The organism is Butyrivibrio sp. AE3003 (assembly GCF_000686065.1).
In the GTDB taxonomy this organism is placed as follows: domain Bacteria; phylum Bacillota; class Clostridia; order Lachnospirales; family Lachnospiraceae; genus Butyrivibrio; species Butyrivibrio hungatei_A.
Genome location: NZ_JMLX01000001.1, coordinates 2,888,286 through 2,907,055, shown reverse-complemented (window position 1 = coordinate 2,907,055; position 18,770 = coordinate 2,888,286). Strand labels below are relative to the sequence as shown.

The following is an 18,770-nucleotide window of genomic DNA, read 5'->3' as shown; positions in this document are numbered from 1 at the left end:
TTATAAAATCTCATGTCGTTGGTATTTCTATTGTAAGATAAGCTATTTGAAGAACATTTACTATATTATTATTGCTAAATCTTTATCAATTATTGCTATTGTGAAAAAAATATCGCATTACCGTTCCTTGTAACCCGCATGGTTATGCATTCCGTTAATAAAATAGCAATCGTGAAATTGCAAATAATGCTCCCGCTATATATAACCCTGTAACGAATTCGCCTTATTTTATCACACTTTCGGGAGCTTTTTCGTTATTTTATAGATATTTAATAAACGTGATTGCGCAAATCACAACCACGTTTATTTTCAACACTTCTATATTTTCGATTATTTAGGTATCATCAGAATCATCTGTCAAAAACAACATTCCCAAAAGCCAGTCATCATCCTTCTCTCTTTGAAGCTGTTTCTGCTTACGATCGAACTCTTTGCGTTCGCTCTTACTCATGTTACCCACAAGATCTTTGTACTGTTTGTCCGTAATCCGCACGTCCTTATCTTTCTTTCCAAAAAACATAACCGTCACCATCCTTTCCCCGATCACACAATGGTATACGTCAACAAAAAACCTTAATTATTCAGCCCCTGCTTTGAACGCCCTCAATCGCTGTAATTCTCTGCGACAGCGTTGGATGCGAATAATCCAGCACAACCTTTACAGGATGTGGATTGATATCCGACAATGCCTCTTTATGAAGCCTCTTAAGCGAGGAAACAAGGTCATGTCCATAACCTTCTTTTGCCGCAAAAGCATCCGCCTGATACTCATGCCTTCTCGAAAGATAGTTGGATATTATATTGAGTCCGTTTGAAACAGGCCAGGTTATAAATGTTACCAATATCTCTGCGAAGAAATAATTGATTCCGTCAAAACCAAACGCTGTATAAAAACCGGGAATATTTAGCACAATCCACAATGCTATAAATACCAGCAGTATTCTTACCATAGAAAACGGAAGTGACTTAACGGTATGCTTATATTTTGCATGCGCAAATTCATGTGCAAATACGGCAACAATCTCATCATCGGTAAAATTATTGACAAGATTGTCATCCAAAGATATGGTCTTTAATTTTCCAAATCCTGCACAGAAAGCATTCGAAGTCGTAGTTCTTCTGCTTGCATCCCTCACTACGATTTTCCTGACGCGCATTCCATATTTCTCGCAAAGTGTCAGGAGCTTACTCTTTAATTCTCCATCCTCCAACGGAGTAAATTTGTTATAAATTCTCATAAGCGGAACTATTATCAAATTCAGAATAAGCATAATAACCATCATTGCAACAGTGCCGACCAGAATTGCCATATTGCCAAAGGCCTCAAATATAAACATTGTGAGCGCTATGATAAGGAATGACATTATACCTCCAACGAGGATATTCTTTATCATATCAACAAAAAATGTCTTCTTCGTAGACTTATTAAGGCCGTACTTCTCTTCTATAACGAAAGTATCATAATACTTAAAAGGCACATCAATTAATTCAGACAATGCCGTAAGCACGAATATAAAGATCAAATACTGTACATAGACATTGCAGTCTTCAAGTACCTTAAATCCCCATGCATATGCATTTGATATCAAAAGAATCGCCAAAAAGACTATATCGGCTATATTCCATATGGTATATAGTTTTCCGCTCTCTGCCTTGTAGTTTTTCCAGTTCGCATACTCTTTTTCATCATAAACATCTCTTACATTCTCGGGAAGTTCTCCCTTCTGATGCTTATCATTAAGATATCTGATCACTGCGTCGAATCCCTTATTCAGGAAAAAAGAAATCAGAATTATTGTCTTAAGCATTATTCACTCCTCCGGGTCAGGTATTCTCTTTAACATACTCTGCAATCTCTTCAAAATTTCTTTGCCACGACTCGTATCCCTTTTGGCCTCTTCTGTCCGGAATCTCGTAGCGCCTCTTAAGTTCCTCGCCAAGATAATGGGTAAACTTATATGCTCCCCAGTAATTTAAATGTGATTCATCATTAAAATCTTTTTCAAAATCAAGTCCGATCTCACCGTAGTCATAATTTGTACTATTAAACTGCACTCCATAATACTCGGCAATCTCTTCTAATCTATTATATACTTTTTCATCCTCCGAAGAAGTAATATACGGAGTCACGACAAGAAATAGTTCGATATCATTTTCCAGCGTATATTCAATAATCTTGGTAAGGAATATCTCAGACTTAACGGTCACGCCTACACTTGCCGTCTCATCAATGACCGGCTCTTCTTGCGGCTCTCGCTTAAGATATGGCGTAAACCCTTTAAAAGTCAGCATTTTCTTCCTTACAGTAAACGGATAAAGAAAATCCTCCGCTTTAAGTGTATCAACTCTTCCATGATATGTTATAAAATCAGGAAAGATCCTGCTAATCTTGCGAGATTCAACGCTGTCAATGATCATCCCCATTTTATTAAATGAAAATCTCATTCCGTTAAGATTCTGATTGAGCCAGGTATACTGATAATTGTCCTTAAATCTTGCCGGAGAATACAGGTCAAGTACAACAACTTTCGGCTTCTGATACTTACAGAATTCTCTAAGATAATAATATGTACACCAAAGCGGCTGCTCGGCAGCACTGTAATCGTACGACGCTATACCATACTCATTCCACAAAAGCCCCGTATCTATATCGCAGTGCACATGACTCGAGCCCATCATCACCACGTCAATTGTATTTCTGGGCTGATAATATAACCCTCTTGCCTGATTTATCCCATGCTCCGATTTTATGCAAAACACGCCGTCCAGATACCACAAAGTAAAGACTGTCAGGCATATGAAAAAAATCTGTAAAGCCCTCTTTTTTAACATATAATGCGTTACCCCACTTCAATACACAACAAAACTCAAAAATTCATATACATAAAATTACTTGCGCTATAGCCCGGTCCGTAAAGGCCAAATACTATAATTGCAATTATTATAAGATAATATATAAGATACCTTACACCACAGGCATAATCCTGCAGCACAACGGGAAATGGCTTATTTTTCTTATAGCTTATTACATCCATCAATATAACGATCAAAATGAACACCAATAAGAAATTTGTTCGAGCCGTCTCTTTACACAATTCATTGTACTGCGCGATAAAAGTAGTTCCCGCATTTCCCGCAGTAAACATGGCAATACAGTATTCAATGGCAGTCTTAAGGCCACTGGCTCCAAAAAATATCCACGCAAAAGAAACGCAGCAAAAGGTAATAATGCGCCCCTTAACTACTGATAAAATGCTTTTATCCTTGTCGCTATTCTTTTTCCTTCTGATCAAAACATCAATGACGGAATATATACCGTGAAGCATTCCCCACACCAGGAAATTAAGCCCATTCCCGTGCCATATGCCACATAAAATAAAAACAATCGACACATTTATGCACTGTCTGAGCACTCCTCTCCTGTTTCCACCAAGCGGAATATAAACATAATCTCTAAGCCACATACTAAGAGATCTGTGCCACCTGCGCCAAAAATCTGAAATATTCACAGCCAAATATGGTGCCGTAAAATTCTGAACGAGATTGATTCCAAAAATCCTTGATACTCCCACAGCTAACGCCGAATATCCCGCAAAGTCACAGTAAATCTGCATGGTGTACGACAACGATCCGAGCATAAGCCATAAACTGCCACTGTCTCTGTAACCATTAAACAACTTAGTCACCAAAGCGCCCAGATTATCTGCGACCACAAGTTTCAAAAAATATCCGTACAATATGTATCCAAAAGCCTCGGACATTCTTTGCTCATCCAGAAATCTGACACTTTTAAGCTCTTTTACCTGTGCCACGAAATCTTCTTCTCTTTCTATGGGTCCACTTACAAATTTAGGAAAAAAGCTCATATATAGCGCAAAGAACATGATATTCTTTTCCGCACGTATCTTACCGTTGTAAATATCAACAATATATCCTATTGCCTGGAACGCATAGTAGGAAAAAACCAATCGGAATGATCAAATTTGAAAATCTCGGAATTCTGGATGAAAACTTCAGAAAAGACAATGAAAAAACCAGAAGAAATAAGCACGCAAAAAGACAGGCACCTGCTACCCTGTTTCTATTCTTATCTTTAAAAAACTGAATCAGTAATCCAAAAGCGTAGACAATGGCAGTTGTCACCAAAAGCACAACTACAGCTCTTTCATTAAGATGATATATATACGAAATACTCGAAAGAAGCAGCACAAGCGGTCTTGCTTCCTTTCGAACCATAAAAAAAACTGCTATCACAATACTCAAAAAGACAGCAGTGTACAACGAAAATGCCACAAACAATCCTCCAAACAACTAACTTGTGTTTTTTATTCTACCATTTATCGAATATGCTGTCATCCATGCACTTTTTCACGAAAAAAGGCTCCCGTTATCGCAAAAACGGAAGCCTATATTACATCTAATGCTATATTTTCATTAATCTAGCTGTTCTTCTAAATCATAAAAATCTCTTTTTCATAGACCATTTTTGTTCCAAAGAAAAAGAGGCGGTCAGTAACCACCTCATAGTTTCTTATATTCATCATATATTTTAACCGAAAGTATAATATCAACAATGTAAATCGCATTCCCAACCAAATATCTTAACGCTCTTATTCCCGACATACGTCTTAGCATAATAAGTTTCAGCGTACAAAGTTCTTCAGGTATCAATGTACTCAGGAATACTCCAAAATCTATCAATACAAAAACCGGCAAAAATAACACTCCGATTCCAAAAAAGAATGTTCCAAAGAAAACAAACAAAGCCGAGAACACGAAAAACATTACAAAATACGGTATCTGTATAAACTTGTTTATCATAGTGATCCGCGCCAGTTTTTTCTTATCCTTGCATGTAATGCCGAGAACAATAGTAACTATCAGCTGCGCCAGGAAAATACATAAACATGTCAAAAATGTACTTTTCAATTCTTCACTTGGTCGAAAAAAAACCGCAAGAGCATACAAATACGGTGATATCCCGTTAATATACAAAAGTTTTTCCATATTTTACGTCAGTCTCATAAACAAGTTTACAACTCCAACCACAAGCAGTATCGGGAAAGCAATGGAAAGAAGTCCGCCAACTACCAGTCCTACCAAAATAAGCGGCAAGAATACCAAAAATGTTACGACCTTGAAGATTCCCCAAGTTGCTTTAAAAGCAAATCCGATCATCCTTCCGAAGATCATAAAGAACAATATAATAAAAAGCAGTGACAACATATTTTCCACCATCCTTTCAAACATAAGCAATTGTCATCTAATGCTTGCTGATAAATATATTATATGCTGCCCTTCTATTAAAATATATATTCATTGTGGCGAAAAATACATTCCTATTTCTCTTTTTTTGCAAATTAAAAGCAACTTATCCTCACTCCACTATCGAATACTGCATAAGTTCGTACTTAAGCTTAGTTCCTTCCGCTATTCCATCGGGCAAAAGAGCTCTTGCAACGAGCTTCAGATCATCCGACTCGATATCAGTTCTGCGAAGATTCGCATAATCGCCGTCAATACTTTCAACTACATAAAACCATGTTCCCATCTGGCTTATCTCCTTTCAAATTCGATATGAAATTTCTCTATCATAGTAAAACGCGCCAACAGCTATCATTATCTCACTGCCTCGTATAGTTCATCCATACTGCTAACAATTGCAACTGCACCGGATTTTTTCATCTCATCAATATCACCAAATCCCCACGTCACCGCAATACAAGGAATTCCAAGTTCCGCAGCTCCGAGGACATCATAATTAGTGTCACCGATCATCACTGTATCCGACTCGTCTTCTCCTATCTTATCAAGAAGGTATCTTATTACATCGTCCTTCTTTTCTCTGCTGCCGTCTACAGTTGCCCCCGCAATCTCATCAAAATATCCCGTCATATCAAAATGATCGAGTACTTCTATCGCCGTCTTTTCAGGCTTCGATGTGGCAACATATAATTTATATCCTTCGTCTTTAAATTTCTTTAAAAGATCTATCATTCCGCGATACGGCGCATTTTCAAACTTTCCGATCGAATTGTAGCGCTCTCTGTATATTGTTACCGCCTTGTCCTTGTCTTTTTCCTCAACTCCGTGTTTTACGAAGCTGTATCCGAGCGGAGGTCCGATAAATGTATAAAGCTCACTTTCTTCCGGCGGAGTTATCTGCATCTTTTCAAATGTATATAATGCACTTTTTGTGATTCCTTCCGATGAATCAGTCAGTGTTCCGTCAAGATCAAATAATAGATTTTTATACTTCATCCAATTCCTCTCCTGTCTAAACCTTTTACACACTTTAGCACACAGGCACTTTAAAAGTAAAGATTTATCGCTTATCTGACAACAAAAGCAACTTTTGAAAAGAAATCGCTACCAAATGATAAGATTTCTCTGTAAAATAGCAATATGATTATTATTATCAATAATTCTTGAAAGGAGAAGGTTATGAAAATATATAATGTAAACGATCCTGAATTCACAAATTACGGTAGGATCATCGAGGGTTATGAAGAAGAGAAGAAGGCAATCGTGGAGGCTCTTAAGTCAAGCACTCCCGTTCCCGAGGGAACAGACTATGTTGCCGAGGAGCCTGCACTTCAGTCTCTCGCTGCAGCAACATCAATTACAAACAGCCTCTTTGGCGGTTCCGATATGCAGTTCGGATGGTGCAACGGACACAACACCAAGCTCAACTGTCTTGAGTATCACCGTTCATCAGAGATCAACCTTGGTTCAACAGATTTCATTCTTTTACTTGCTAAAAGAGAAGAAATCGTAGACTACAAGATTGATTCAAGCAAGGTTAAAGCTTTCCTTTGCCCTGCAGGCACAATGATCGAAGTATACGCTACAGCTCTTCACTATGCTCCCTGCCAGGCAAGCAAAGATTCAGGATTCCAGGTTCTTGTAGGACTTCCTAAGGGAACCAACGTTGGTAAGCCTGAATTTGAAGCTCGCAACCAGGAAGACCGCATGCTCACAGCAACAAACAAGTGGCTCCTTGCTCACGCAGAAGCTTCTGAAGCAGCAAACGGCGCATGGGTTGGAATCACAGGCGAGAACATCGACATCGCAGGAGATCTTAAATAATTTTCATATTACTTTATATAGAGTAGGAGGCGGTGACTAACCGCCGTCCTCTCGCAACACCGTACGTACCGTTCGGTATACGGCGCTTTCAATAGTTGACGTGCACAGACTGATAGGCTGTGGCTAAATCATAGAAGCCACTGTTTATCAGTCTTTCTTTTGTCATTGCCATGTTGACTGCAACTGTATGTGTGGTAAACCAATGTCCGCGCCGACTGTTACCAGCCATAAGCGCCAAGTCCTTGGGCACGCCCATCTTTATGAGATTGCGTACTTTAGTTTTTGGCTTCTTCCACTGTTTCCATATACACATACGTATTCTGTGATAGAGCCATCCATTGATTTCGTCTATGTTGTACTTCATGCTTGCTATACCGTAGTAGTTAAGCCATCCTCTCGCATATACCTTGATTTTCTCAAGACTAGGTTTGATGGACTGCACAGACTTACGGGAAGATAAATCTTTCAGCTTTGACTTGAACTTCTTCAATGACTTTGGATGAACCCTGACGAAAACGCCACTTCCGTTCCTTCCCAATGCAAAGCCAAGGAATTTAAAATTTTGAATTGCAAACACGCTGACCGTACGACTTTTCTCTCGATTTACTGTTAACTTCAGTTTCTCTTCGAGATATTTTGTACTGCTTTCCAAGAGTCTCTCTGATGCTCTTTTGCTTTTCGCTAGAAGAACGATGTCATCTGCATATCTTATGCAGGGCACACCCCTTTTCAGAAACTCTTGGTCGAACTCATTGAGGTAGATATTCGCAAGAAGTGGAGATAAATTCCCACCTTGCGGCGAACCTTCTTCAGTATCAATGACCACTCCATTTTCCATTACCCCACTTTTCAGATAACGCTTTATTAGTTGAACTACACGTTCATCCTTCACATTCCTTCTGAGGAGATTGATAAGAATTTCATGATTCAAGGTGTCGAAATACTTTGATAAATCCAAGACTACTGCAAAAGTGTAACCTTGTTCTGCGTATTCTTTTGCCTTCTGTATAGCGTCCTTTGCGCTTCTGTTTGGGCGATAGCCGTAGCTTCCTTCCACAAACAATGGTTCATAGATTGGCACTAACTGTTGAGTTATTGCCTGTTGGAGTGTTCGGTCTATCACGGTAGGTATGCCAAGCTTACGCACACCTCCATCTGGTTTTGGAATCTCAACTCGCCTGACTGGCGATGAAGTATACTTGCCGCGGTATATGCGGTCAGTTAACTCCTGCTGATGTTCCTTAAGGTACGGAAGTGCCTTTTCGATGGTCATACCATCAATACCTGGCGCTCCCTTGTTTGCCTTAACTCTTTTATACGCTCTGTTAAAGTTATCCTTATACAGTATCGCTTCCAAGAGCTTCGGCTGTGCACTGTCTCTTTCTTTCCATATCCGATTGAACGACCTAGACGCTTTCGCATACCCTTCGTGTTCCGCACTATCTCTTTGCGAACAGCCATTATTATCAATGTTTTCTGCCATTAAAGGTCATTCCTCCTTTCTCGGTCATACTTAAGACTCCTACTGATTCGGTCCTTCGGTTAACATGTCCATGTTTCCATATCCATGTCCCTACTATGACCTCTGCTGACTTCTGCATGTTCAGCACCGCCTCGTTGCCTTGTGCGGTGGTTACTCCTTTCGGAGCATTTCATGCAGACCTCCCTAGGTACCACACGTTTCTTCCACTCCATCCATCTGCCTCATTTATCATGCATGATTCCGTGTAGTTATTGGGCTTCGACTTGCTAAGCAGCCTTACCCTCATGCATAACCTCGTATGAGATTTCTGTTCGTCAGACCAGAGATTTGCCCATGAGTTAGTATGTTCCTCACATCCAGCTTCCTTCAGATTCCGCCTCACGACGGACACCCTTGCTTTCGGCTATATCCTTCCCACTACCGGGCGGATTCGGGACTTTAACCCGTTAGAAACGTGCGCCGCTAGGCGCACTTAGAAAAAAGATGTTGAGGCAACACCTCAACATCTTTTTTGATGCTTAATCATTTCACCATAAATAACCATGATATAATGCAAAAAGTAATTGTATTGATCACAGATGCTTTTACCGCCGACATGGCATTACGCTTTGTTAAGCCATCAACTTTTTTTCCAATCGAGAAGATCATAAGCCCAACAGCCGAGAGCAACCACACAATCAAAGAAATAATAAACATTGTCAATATAACTCTTTGCATTCCGGGAACCGTAAGCCACAACACTATTTCCATTACTACTGAAGACCAGAAAAGAAAATCTCCATTCTTTTTATAGACATCAAAAAGGCTGGATGCATCTCCCATTCGCATTTCTATCACAAACAGCCAGACAAATGCAAGAGACATCAGCTGTAATACTACACAAATAAAAGCAAAAATACTATTTAATAAACCCATTTATAAACCCTTTTATCCTTTCCAACGCATTTAGTTTTTCAATATTCGTACTGACCTCTTTTAAGATACTTCCAACCCTTTCGGTCAATACAGCGCTTGTTTTACTTACGGTCTCAAATTGTTCTTTGTGAATAACAATAAGGTCAAACGAGCCATGAAACAATCTATCCAATGGCTTCGCTATGATCTCAAGCATCAAAGAAAGAATATCTCCTGCTTTATAAATCGCCGCGAAACATATGGTGAAAATGTTTTCTAACAACGTCTGGGCTGTTATAACTCCAGATTGTACATTCAACACAACAAGAGTAATAGTCGCAACCGACAGTATAAAACCAACAACTCCAGGCTTATATGTCTTTACGCAAAACTCATAGCGAGCTTTTGCGCCTTTCTTCCATTTTTCATTTACCCTGTCACGCAAATCTCGCCATACTGCTGCAATTTCCTCTTTTGCAATTTTATCAATATATTCTTGAGGAATTTCTTCTGAACAGTACACACAATATCTGTCTATTATGCTATTTTCACGACCACACTTACATTTCCAAAAATTATTATCATCCATTGACTACGTCCCTGCTTTCATCAATGATAGAATCATTTGAATCGTTATAGTCATTACTCAAAATAATCTCTCTGATTGCATCCTCAGTAAGCTTAACTTCATTATCAAACAATTCTTTTTTCTCGAGCAGATATTCAAAGTACCGGTCTTCTCTTACAAGATACTCCTTGTTCCTCTTTGGATAATCAAACTTAATGGAATCAGATTTCGCTATAGCAATGGGTATAATACATTTTTCCCACTTCTCTTCTTTTTTTTCGAAATACGATATCGCAATAAATGGATATTCAAATTTTCTCATTTTAACAAAGAACGCTGCTCTATATCTGATTTCTTTTGATCTCAGATTACCAATTTCATTTATGGTATTTCCGTCCGTCAAATACCCTTCCTTAATGTACATCTGAAGTCGTTCTGTTATTTCTTTTTCAAGCTCAGAATCAATTACTACTGCTTCTAAAGGAAGGATATTAGGATTAATTCTGTCACTGAACGTTACCATTTTTTCTTTGGGCTGCTCAGCTTCAGCTCTAATAATTGTTCCGGTAAGTGAATCTGCCTGAATTTCACGTTTCACATCATAAAGCGCATGCTGAAACAATTTTTCTATATCTTTATTGTCTTCCAAAGTCTGCTTGCCGGCTTCCGTCAGTTCACCGGTATTTGGATTAATGTGCCCGTATGTATAAATTTCAGTTTTTAATACCTTATCCAGCATATGTATATCTATACCGGTAAGTTCATTGATAATGTTGATATCCCGTATACCTGCGGAATATAGCCTTAGCGCAAGCAGTTCAACACTATCATATTCATCTACGATATATTCTTTTACATCCGCCTCAATTATTGAGATTGGGCAAAAAAATTTACGAAAAATATCAACATCGTTTTCCTCAAACATCTCAGGGCAACATGTTCTAAATAATTTCAGATCATCATTATTGGTTAGTGAAATTTCAGACATTGCTTATTCCTGTCCTCTCATAAAACTCATCGGCATAGTAAAATTCGCCTTTATCACTCTTAGCTTGATCCAGCACCTTTGTCATGAACTCCGAATATTTCTTTTCGCTTTGATTTGGAACCGGCTCGCCTGTTTCCTCATCAATCTTTTCATATTCACACGTAGTCAGATAATCAAAATCACCTATTATCACCAACTGAATCTGGCATCGTGTAAATGCAACATTCAATCTTCTAAGTTCTTTCAGGAAGCCAACCCTAGCCCTTGAAGGCGGAACACGCTTTGCGTCGGCGCTACGCGTGCAACTATATATGATAAGCGGTCGTTCCTGTCCCTGAAAGCTATCAAGTGATGCTGCTATACTATATACTTGATCCGGTGAAAAACCAAGATTCTCTTCCGTTATCTTCTGCCTTATAAGCCTTACCTGCTTACCGTACGCAGAGATAATACCAATCTGAGGCGTGCTCACTCCCGACTTATCGGCCTTAAACGCACTACCTGCAAGTGATGCGACAATCTTCGCTGCCATCTTTGCCTCAAGATCATTGGAATATCCACCGCCTTGCTCAGCTGTCTCAAAACGATTCTTTTCCCTGCTTGTTGAAATCGTTATAAGAGGAGTAGTAGTACCTGAAATGATAGGATTCCATCTACCCATATCATAGTGCGCATGATAATTTCCTTTATAGAACCAATCAGATATGACATCCGAAATATTACCCGGCATTCTGAACTGCTCATCCAACCTTGTCAGATTGGGAGTGTTTTCATCCTCCTTCTCAAATCTTGTAAAAAGATATTCAAAGAAACTCTTATTCAATAATTCAATCTGCTTCTCGGGAACCTCGTTATCTCTGCAAAGTTTTACAACAGCATCATTTGCTGCCGGAGGTATCTGCAAATGGTCTCCAAGCATAAGTGTTTTGGGTGCTCTGGTCATCGGCACTATAGCGTTATGAATCTGTATCTGACCACTTTCGTCAATGATGGAAACATCAAAGTTTAACTTTCTGAACTTTGGTCTTGTATTGATTCCTATACAAGTAGCACCGACAACATTTGAGTTTTCCACCAAAAGATCTGTAACAATCTCTGTTCTATGAGTTTCAATCGACTTTCCCCAATCGTCCAATGTCTTCTTCACGATAACAAGTCTTGCATATATATCAGTCAGTTTTCTTCTATAATTATCAATCTCTGTAACAGGATCAACATTATCGCTCAAAAGATAGTCTGCAGATAAAGGTTCTATCGGAAAAGGCCCTTCATTTTTCATATCAAACTTGTAACCACTACATTTTTGAAGTATTTCCCCATATGTTTTTTTGGCAGAAACATATTTAGCATCGGTTATTAAAGCTTTGAATTCATCTGCACTTCTGTTGTACTCTTTTATACTTTCTATGTATCTGTCCGCTTTCTCCTTAAGCTTCTTATTCAGATATTTTGTTGTTTTATCAAGCAAAAAAATAATCGGTTTAAGAAGGAAACTCAGAAAACCTGTTTTTTTCTTTAAGGCAAAATATGCAATATCTTTACGGATTCTTAGCTCATATATACTTCTATAATTTATAAGAGCGTTGCACTTTTCATTATGCAAATCTGATAACTGCTTAAGTTTTTCTTTTTGTACGAGTGCGCTGTCCCAGGTAGTCTGACGACAATCTGCAAAAAGTTTATAATCATCATAGACAGACTCGACATAAGCCAGCGTCTCCTTGATGCCTGACATGTCTTTTAATATTCCGCTTTGGCTCATCTTGAGTTTTTCTATATAATCCTCAGCTGTCTTTCCAACTTGTTGTTCAGGTGCATACTGCTTGCAGTTATCCTGAATCTTGTCTATGTTGCCTATTCTGATTATCCTGGCATTTTCATCTCTTCCGACTCGCTCCAATACATTATCTACGGCTGAATTATTCTGAGATGATACCAGCACTCTTTTTCCATGCTTAACAAAATATTTTACCCAATTGACTATTACAGTGGTCTTTCCTGTTCCCGGAGGTCCCAATACAAGCTGTATATCTTTTGTCTTGATTCCTCTCTCAATAGCCAGCATCTGTGAAGTGTTTGGCTTCTGCTCTTTGCTGAGTAGTTCTGCTTTAAACTCATCCCATCCCGGAGCCTCATCTTCTTCTGCAGAAGGATGACCTTTTCTTCCAAAAAGCTTATACATATATCCGGAATCTACGGTTCCGTTTTCAATACTTTGAATTACTCTTTCTCTTACACGCTTCTGGACATCATTTATCTGCAAAAACATATGACCGTTATTTTTCACCAGAATACTATCGTCAAACTGCTCAATGAATTCGACAATAAAGCTCGTGCCATTTTCTTCATCAATACGGTCGATGATTATTCCTTTTATCTTCCTTCGGAAATCCTCGTTTATTTCTTCATTTGTCTCGATTGCAACTCTGCTTTCCGAACAATAAAGCTCACTATCGGGATCGAATGAAGATGAAAAGAATTTATACGTTTTCTTTTTTGCCTTACCTTTAACAAACTCACAATAATCGTAGTTAACGTAATTATCCTTGTATGCATCAAGCTGTTCTACCTGATCTTCATACTTTGTAAAATTCTTTATCGGTTGAATAATCTCTCTTGCGAATTTGTTATCAACCTTAAGTTCTTCACTTCTTTCGGTACTAAAAAAATACGCATCGATACCATCGCATAGCTCTGTCAAAACTTCCGGGGGCATTCCCCAATCCTCGGAAGTTTCTTCATTTAATGTATTCTTATAGCCATCCGCAACTATCGCTGTTCGACCTTCGGCAACAATCAAAAAAGTTCCATGATTATAGAGGTATTTCTTTTGAGCCTGAAACTCTCTTCCGGAAAAAATACTTGTAATAGAGAAATTATTATCATCCGAACGGATTGCATTAAATTTATAATTTGCAGTCATAAAGACATAGTAATTACGATCATCACGCACAATATGATTACATACTGTCACACAATCCGCGTTCACGATCTCATCAATTATTCCATCCCTATCCTCAGGTCTATCCGCAGCTACTCTACCTCCCATAAAGAAGCAAAGTTCTTCTTTTAAGGTAAAATAGTTAATAGGGCGAAGATTCAATATATTATTCTGCATAAGGATTCCTCATTAGTTCTACCTCATCCGGTACGTTAATGTGAAGAGGAAACGTTTTTAGTTTTTCTTCTGAAGCTCCCAGAATTTTAATATCAAATTCATCCATAATATCAGCTATTCTTTCTTTTGAATGTGGCTCTTTGATTTTCACGATATGAAATCCTGTCAAGTCCATGTCCTGATTTCCTTTCTCTGTTAAGCGCTTCGTAGAAGGCTCTTGAATCCATATATCTATCTTTGGGATTTAAGGATAATGCTTTGCTTATCACCTTAAAAAGTCCGGGATAAAAACCTCCTCCTATGCTTGATATGTCTTTAAATGTCAACCATGAACTACCCGATCTGTCGGGCAAAACATCAACTCCGTATTCAACCGGTTCTATCCCAAACAATTCCAATGCTATCTGACCAAGTGCATATACATCTGTTGCCTGATATACAAAGTTATTGTTTGCTCCCGAAATCTGCTCAGGTGCCATATATCTTGCAGTACCTGTGCCCTTATCCGCCAGAGCAAGTCCACTTATACCATAATCCAAAATGTAAACAGAATTTCTCTTGCTTACCACAATAATGTTTTCAGGCTTGAGATCCTTATGTACAAATCCCCTCAATCCGTGAATATATGAAACAGCCTTAGCAATGTCCATCAAAAGATTATATGCTTTGTCATACCACACTTTATCTTTTCTAAGGTTGTGCCTGCTCTCCAATATTGCTCTAAGACTCTTTCCTTCAACATGCTGCATCTCGATTATTATCTTTGACTCTTTATTATCTACGAAATAATTATAGATTTTAGGCGCAAAATCCGAATGCTGCTCAAGTGCTACTTGATTGCTGATTTCCTCAAGGATTATCCTCTTTTGTTCTTTATCCTCAAAACGCATAACCTTCAAGATAACTCTTCTATTAAGATCATTATCTATGGCTATATACACGCTTGTTCCGGCTTCCTCGTTTGTATGTACTGTCTGCTCGATTCGAAAGCTTTTTGCGTTTGCAAACTCAATCTTATTCATTATCCATTTCCTCTAAAAGAATCCTGTCAAATTCTCTCATGCCCGGTATCTGTGAAAGCGAGGCAGCTCTTACTATTCCTTCTATCTCATCAACAAAGTCGTCAGAGTAGTAATCATACAAAACAGAACAATCCACCGCACCGCCTTTTTCAATTGATGTATCAAGGCATGCTAACAAAACCATTACAAGTGAATATACATCCCCAGCTTCCCATTCTTTGTTATCGTGTTCTGATTCAAGAAGCATTCTCGGATGCGTATATACATTATTCTTTTGTCTCTGCGCAACCCACGCTCCGACTGTCTCCATGCTCTTTTCTTTATAATCAATTTTTGCTGTTTCAAAGCATCCAATCTTCGCTTCATATCCGTCTTCAAAAGAAGATACAAAAATACATGTGGGTCTTATATCCCTGTGATGAATATTTATTTTAGAAGAAGCCAGCCTGCTCAGTCCATTTGCAACCTGCTCTATGATATCCAGAAGTTCATACGGTTTAATTTCTTTTGCAATCTCATCGAGTGTCTTAGTATTTTCACGTATGTTATATACTAGATATTTAAGATTGCAATACGCGCTTGTTCTTAACTCTTCACCCGCAATAATATTGTTCGAGCCCCTCATATTCTTAAAGAACTGCTGAGCTTCCATATCCCTGTCACTAAATGCTGTTTTTTCATCAGTGTTTAAAAAGGGTCTTACATATACATATGTAGAAATATTATTGTTATTCTTTCTGGCAATATATTTGAAATTGCCCTCTATAGATTCGTAGGGCTTTTTCGGAATCTTTTTTATAACTTCATATTCCCCAAACGGAAGCATATCCGCTTCCATTGGTTTCATTCGCTTTTTATCAATTTTGAACAAGCTTGCAACAGACTTATAAAACAGCATTGTAAGCTTACAAGCCATTGTCACGTCTGCATGTTTACCCTTTATTTCATATTTTCTTATGCCGGATACTTCCTTTGAAATATGTACAATTTCATTTGCCTGATTCTTGAGCTGATAAAATGAATTTATATTACATTCACCATACCAAAGCCCTCTTATACCTTTACTTTTCCCCATTATTCCTGACAACGAATCCGGAAGATCCGTAAATCCCGCATCAAGACAAAGACCGGAAAACAAGACTTCAAGTGCCTGTCTGATATTTATAATGCATGAGTCCGGATCCATGCGCGCATTTGACTCAACTGCACAACATATACTGTGAAGCTCTTTCCACGCACCAAATTCCTGAGTCTTATTATTGGGCATTCTCACCTTGATCAAAAAATCAAAAAACATCAGCTTATTTCCTCCACCACGTACTGAAATTTTCCGGTAAAAAAGAAATAGCATTACAGGGGCCACCTATAATGCTCTATTTTTAAGGTACAAAAAAAAGCGATACTTCCGCATCGCTACCAAAAAAGCAACTGGCTACCTACCCTGTTCAACATAGGCCCTATAGCTTTGCGTCACTAGATCACTCTAGTTTTGCCACCGAAATACTATCACATAAATACACAATATGCAAGTAATTGTTCATAATTTTCTGATTGTTTTGAAATTTAACTACAATTTAATTTTCGTCAAAATATTAACGCACATCGGCAATTTTTAGACTTTTTGACGATGTGCGTTATTTATATATAAAACAATATTTACAGTGAAATTTTTCCCATCATCACATATCTCGAAAGTCCCCTCATAACTTTCAACAGCTGACTTAACTATACCCAATCCAAGTCCATGCAAAAATTCATCTTTATCACATGTATCATCTTTCTTTGTGTACGGATTTGAAACTTGTACAATCAGAGCATTCGCGCTATAGAACATAAAACAGCTTAATATCTTATCCCCTGAATCAAGGCTCTTCAAAGCATTGATTGAATTATCAAAAAGATTTCCAAATATTTTTATGCAATCATGATATGAGATTGGTAAACCGGCCGGGATATTTATATCTTTCTTGACTGTAATTCCGTTTTGTTCGGCTGCAGAAAATTTAATGTTCAGAACTGTATCAATAGCTTCATTCCCGGTGTTAACAAAACTATTTATAGCAGATTGTTCATCTATAAGTTCCTGTAAATGATTCTGCGCTTTGTCATACTTTTTTTCTTTCAAAAAGCCTGAAATCAACTGCATATTATTCTGCATGTCGTGCTTTATTGTTCTTATGAGTTTTTGGTTTTCAGACAACTCTTCATAATACGAACGCTGCCAATTGGTTATCTTTTCATACTCTTCGTTCTGTCTTCTAACCTCATAGGATGCACTGATCAAGTCATACAAATGAATGATCATAATATTCACATACAAGACAAGAACTGCTAATGGTACCAATAGGGGTATCCTTTCTTGATTTGAGCTAATACTCAGGCTTTCGCTTAGCATGGCAATGCACGTAAATGCAATGAAACTAATGATCGGAACCGATAAAAGCTTCAGCAGAACACGCATATCAACTTTTCTGTTTTTTATAGTTTGATACCTTGCCACTATTTCAACAACAATATAAAAGCATAAATGTGGAATAAATAGAACATATCCGGAATTTAAAGAACTACCCTCAATTAAATACATCAACGTTTGCGCAAATCCGGCAAAAACTATGAGTACAGTAGCATATGCAAATTTCACTTTCTTTTCGCCTTTGTATGCACATAAAAACAGGCAGCTCCAGAAAGAAAGCGAAACAAGATTGCAATATTTAAGGTCATATTTTATAAAAACAGAAAATAAAATGACGAACAGAACGCTCATCACCTTTTTTATCAGATCATATTTCTTTATTGCCTCTAATACCCTATCGTAGTAATGCAAGACAATCCAAATATCAAATAAATTCAGAAGAAAATAGAGAAAGATGTTAATCTTCGCATGATTCATAGTCCAATTCTCCATTTCAAATATCTCATATGCTCTAGTTTAACACTTTTGTGGTATTTCTTACTGATAGGCAACCTGACGCCGTTATTCAAAATAATCTCATCGGAATAAATAACTTTAACATAATCCATATTAACAATGTATGAAGCATGGATTCTTACAAACCAATTGTTGTCCACCATTTTCTCAAGATCGGACATTTTTGAATAAAAAGAATAGTTTTCATCTGTTGTATAGACATTTATTTTTCGCTTATTCCCCTCAAAATACATTATGCTCTCACAGCGTAACTGTATTTTGGCTTTATCAACAGAAATGAATATATATTTTTGACTGGAATAAATATAATTTACCGCTGCTTGTATTACATCTTCAAGCTTATGCGTATCTATAGGCTTATTTACAAATCTGAACGGCTGTACTTCAAACGAGCTAAAGACATAATCCGAGTATGCCGTAACGAAGATAATAACAGCTCTTTGGTCTATAGCCCTTATCTTCTTTGCAGCTTCAAGCCCATTAACTCCGGGCATCTCTATATCAAGCAGGTATATTTGGTAGAATACATTAGGATTTTTATTCAGATAATCTAAAAGACTTTCACCGGTCTCAAAACAATCGACCTCAACATCTCTGATTCTGATGTTCTCAATAACATCTTCCATTAACGCGAGATTATCTTTGTTGTCATCACATATTGCAATCTGCATCCAGTCAC

General features: G+C 37.9%; 19 protein-coding genes and 1 riboswitch. Of the genes, 2 read left to right on the top strand and 17 right to left on the bottom strand.

Annotated features, from left to right (window positions below):
- Positions 1–334: 334 nt before the first annotated feature.
- The 4 genes from CD00_RS0113975 to CD00_RS0113960 all read right to left on the bottom strand — a co-directional run bounded on the left by CD00_RS0113975 (position 335) and on the right by CD00_RS0113960 (position 3,968).
- A complete protein-coding gene (locus CD00_RS0113975; protein ID WP_185750461.1) occupies positions 335–520 on the bottom strand; it encodes a hypothetical protein in 186 nt (61 codons plus the stop codon).
- 61 nt (positions 521–581) lie between these two features.
- Positions 582–1,808, bottom strand: coding sequence for a M48 family metallopeptidase (locus tag CD00_RS0113970; protein ID WP_026656518.1), 1,227 nt, complete (start codon positions 1,806–1,808; stop codon positions 582–584).
- Positions 1,809–1,824: 16 nt separating this feature from the next.
- The gene (locus CD00_RS0113965; RefSeq protein ID WP_026656517.1) at positions 1,825–2,832 is read right to left on the bottom strand and encodes a hypothetical protein; all 1,008 of its coding nucleotides are present in this window, start codon (positions 2,830–2,832) and stop codon (positions 1,825–1,827) included.
- A gap of 35 nt (positions 2,833–2,867) precedes the next feature.
- Positions 2,868–3,968 carry an MBOAT family O-acyltransferase gene (locus CD00_RS0113960; RefSeq protein WP_026656516.1) on the bottom strand — a complete coding sequence of 367 codons (1,101 nt, stop codon included), beginning with the start codon at positions 3,966–3,968 and terminating at the stop codon, positions 2,868–2,870.
- A gap of 5 nt (positions 3,969–3,973) precedes the next feature.
- Here CD00_RS0113960 and CD00_RS20900 point away from each other — a divergent pair, with 5 nt between their 5' ends.
- A complete protein-coding gene (locus CD00_RS20900) occupies positions 3,974–4,105 on the top strand; it encodes a hypothetical protein (RefSeq protein ID WP_255346803.1) in 132 nt (43 codons plus the stop codon).
- A gap of 416 nt (positions 4,106–4,521) precedes the next feature.
- Here CD00_RS20900 and CD00_RS20435 read toward each other — a convergent pair whose 3' ends face one another.
- The 4 genes from CD00_RS20435 to CD00_RS0113935 form a co-directional block, all read right to left on the bottom strand.
- Positions 4,522–4,821 carry a hypothetical protein gene (locus tag CD00_RS20435; protein ID WP_207640504.1) on the bottom strand — a complete coding sequence of 100 codons (300 nt, stop codon included), beginning with the start codon at positions 4,819–4,821 and terminating at the stop codon, positions 4,522–4,524.
- 189 nt (positions 4,822–5,010) lie between these two features.
- Positions 5,011–5,193 carry a hypothetical protein gene (locus CD00_RS0113945; RefSeq protein ID WP_242827226.1) on the bottom strand — a complete coding sequence of 61 codons (183 nt, stop codon included), beginning with the start codon at positions 5,191–5,193 and terminating at the stop codon, positions 5,011–5,013.
- Between the two features lie 184 nt (positions 5,194–5,377).
- Complete coding sequence (locus tag CD00_RS0113940) at positions 5,378–5,551, bottom strand: hypothetical protein (protein WP_026656512.1); 174 nt, start codon at positions 5,549–5,551, stop codon at positions 5,378–5,380.
- 68 nt (positions 5,552–5,619) lie between these two features.
- A complete protein-coding gene (locus CD00_RS0113935) occupies positions 5,620–6,261 on the bottom strand; it encodes an HAD-IA family hydrolase (RefSeq protein WP_026656511.1) in 642 nt (213 codons plus the stop codon).
- Between the two features lie 183 nt (positions 6,262–6,444).
- Here CD00_RS0113935 and CD00_RS0113930 point away from each other — a divergent pair, with 183 nt between their 5' ends.
- Entirely contained in the window at positions 6,445–7,089 is a 645-nt protein-coding gene (locus tag CD00_RS0113930; protein WP_026656510.1) for a DUF4867 family protein, read from the top strand.
- Between the two features lie 88 nt (positions 7,090–7,177).
- On the opposite strand, the gene ltrA is transcribed toward CD00_RS0113930, so the two are convergent.
- The 9 genes from ltrA to CD00_RS0113875 all read right to left on the bottom strand — a co-directional run bounded on the left by ltrA (position 7,178) and on the right by CD00_RS0113875 (position 18,762).
- Entirely contained in the window at positions 7,178–8,572 is a 1,395-nt protein-coding gene (gene ltrA / locus CD00_RS0113925) for a group II intron reverse transcriptase/maturase (protein WP_026655921.1), read from the bottom strand.
- Between the two features lie 522 nt (positions 8,573–9,094).
- Positions 9,095–9,487: a hypothetical protein gene (locus tag CD00_RS0113915; protein WP_026656509.1), complete on the bottom strand. Its 393-nt coding sequence runs from the start codon at positions 9,485–9,487 to the stop codon at positions 9,095–9,097.
- Positions 9,471–10,055, bottom strand: a complete 585-nt coding sequence (locus CD00_RS0113910; protein WP_026656508.1) for a hypothetical protein — start codon at positions 10,053–10,055, stop codon at positions 9,471–9,473. The genes CD00_RS0113915 and CD00_RS0113910 overlap by 17 nt, the downstream gene beginning before the upstream one ends.
- Entirely contained in the window at positions 10,048–11,022 is a 975-nt protein-coding gene (locus CD00_RS0113905) for a hypothetical protein (protein ID WP_026656507.1), read from the bottom strand. Before CD00_RS0113905 ends, CD00_RS0113910 begins: the two co-directional genes overlap by 8 nt.
- The gene (locus CD00_RS0113900) at positions 11,015–14,140 is read right to left on the bottom strand and encodes a DEAD/DEAH box helicase (RefSeq protein WP_026656505.1); all 3,126 of its coding nucleotides are present in this window, start codon (positions 14,138–14,140) and stop codon (positions 11,015–11,017) included. Before CD00_RS0113900 ends, CD00_RS0113905 begins: the two co-directional genes overlap by 8 nt.
- A gap of 110 nt (positions 14,141–14,250) precedes the next feature.
- Complete coding sequence (locus CD00_RS0113890) at positions 14,251–15,162, bottom strand: serine/threonine protein kinase (protein WP_026656504.1); 912 nt, start codon at positions 15,160–15,162, stop codon at positions 14,251–14,253.
- A complete protein-coding gene (locus tag CD00_RS0113885; protein ID WP_026656503.1) occupies positions 15,155–16,459 on the bottom strand; it encodes a hypothetical protein in 1,305 nt (434 codons plus the stop codon). Before CD00_RS0113885 ends, CD00_RS0113890 begins: the two co-directional genes overlap by 8 nt.
- A gap of 123 nt (positions 16,460–16,582) precedes the next feature.
- Positions 16,583–16,666, bottom strand: a riboswitch (cyclic di-GMP riboswitch).
- Positions 16,667–16,774: 108 nt separating this feature from the next.
- On the bottom strand, positions 16,775–18,052 hold the full coding sequence (locus tag CD00_RS0113880) for a sensor histidine kinase (protein WP_026656502.1): 1,278 nt from the start codon (positions 18,050–18,052) through the stop codon (positions 16,775–16,777).
- Positions 18,049–18,762, bottom strand: coding sequence for a LytR/AlgR family response regulator transcription factor (locus CD00_RS0113875; protein ID WP_207640503.1), 714 nt, complete (start codon positions 18,760–18,762; stop codon positions 18,049–18,051). The genes CD00_RS0113880 and CD00_RS0113875 overlap by 4 nt, the downstream gene beginning before the upstream one ends.
- Positions 18,763–18,770 lie beyond the last annotated feature (8 nt).

What these genes read in the sequence shown, in the direction of transcription:
- CD00_RS0113975 (WP_185750461.1), bottom strand. Translation starts at nt 520, where the DNA reads ATGTTTTTTGGAAAGAAAGATAAGGACGTGCGGATTACGGACAAACAG.
- CD00_RS0113970 (WP_026656518.1), bottom strand. Translation starts at nt 1,808, where the DNA reads ATGCTTAAGACAATAATTCTGATTTCTTTTTTCCTGAATAAGGGATTC.
- CD00_RS0113965 (WP_026656517.1), bottom strand. Translation starts at nt 2,832, where the DNA reads ATGTTAAAAAAGAGGGCTTTACAGATTTTTTTCATATGCCTGACAGTC.
- CD00_RS20900 (WP_255346803.1), top strand. Translation starts at nt 3,974, where the DNA reads ATGATCAAATTTGAAAATCTCGGAATTCTGGATGAAAACTTCAGAAAA.
- CD00_RS20435 (WP_207640504.1), bottom strand. Translation starts at nt 4,821, where the DNA reads ATGATAAACAAGTTTATACAGATACCGTATTTTGTAATGTTTTTCGTG.
- CD00_RS0113945 (WP_242827226.1), bottom strand. Translation starts at nt 5,193, where the DNA reads ATGATCTTCGGAAGGATGATCGGATTTGCTTTTAAAGCAACTTGGGGA.
- CD00_RS0113940 (WP_026656512.1), bottom strand. Translation starts at nt 5,551, where the DNA reads ATGGGAACATGGTTTTATGTAGTTGAAAGTATTGACGGCGATTATGCG.
- CD00_RS0113935 (WP_026656511.1), bottom strand. Translation starts at nt 6,261, where the DNA reads ATGAAGTATAAAAATCTATTATTTGATCTTGACGGAACACTGACTGAT.
- CD00_RS0113930 (WP_026656510.1), top strand. Translation starts at nt 6,445, where the DNA reads ATGAAAATATATAATGTAAACGATCCTGAATTCACAAATTACGGTAGG.
- ltrA (WP_026655921.1), bottom strand. Translation starts at nt 8,572, where the DNA reads ATGGCAGAAAACATTGATAATAATGGCTGTTCGCAAAGAGATAGTGCG.
- CD00_RS0113915 (WP_026656509.1), bottom strand. Translation starts at nt 9,487, where the DNA reads ATGGGTTTATTAAATAGTATTTTTGCTTTTATTTGTGTAGTATTACAG.
- CD00_RS0113910 (WP_026656508.1), bottom strand. Translation starts at nt 10,055, where the DNA reads ATGGATGATAATAATTTTTGGAAATGTAAGTGTGGTCGTGAAAATAGC.
- CD00_RS0113905 (WP_026656507.1), bottom strand. Translation starts at nt 11,022, where the DNA reads ATGTCTGAAATTTCACTAACCAATAATGATGATCTGAAATTATTTAGA.
- CD00_RS0113900 (WP_026656505.1), bottom strand. Translation starts at nt 14,140, where the DNA reads ATGCAGAATAATATATTGAATCTTCGCCCTATTAACTATTTTACCTTA.
- CD00_RS0113890 (WP_026656504.1), bottom strand. Translation starts at nt 15,162, where the DNA reads ATGAATAAGATTGAGTTTGCAAACGCAAAAAGCTTTCGAATCGAGCAG.
- CD00_RS0113885 (WP_026656503.1), bottom strand. Translation starts at nt 16,459, where the DNA reads ATGTTTTTTGATTTTTTGATCAAGGTGAGAATGCCCAATAATAAGACT.
- CD00_RS0113880 (WP_026656502.1), bottom strand. Translation starts at nt 18,052, where the DNA reads ATGAATCATGCGAAGATTAACATCTTTCTCTATTTTCTTCTGAATTTA.
- CD00_RS0113875 (WP_207640503.1), bottom strand. Translation starts at nt 18,762, where the DNA reads ATGCAGATTGCAATATGTGATGACAACAAAGATAATCTCGCGTTAATG.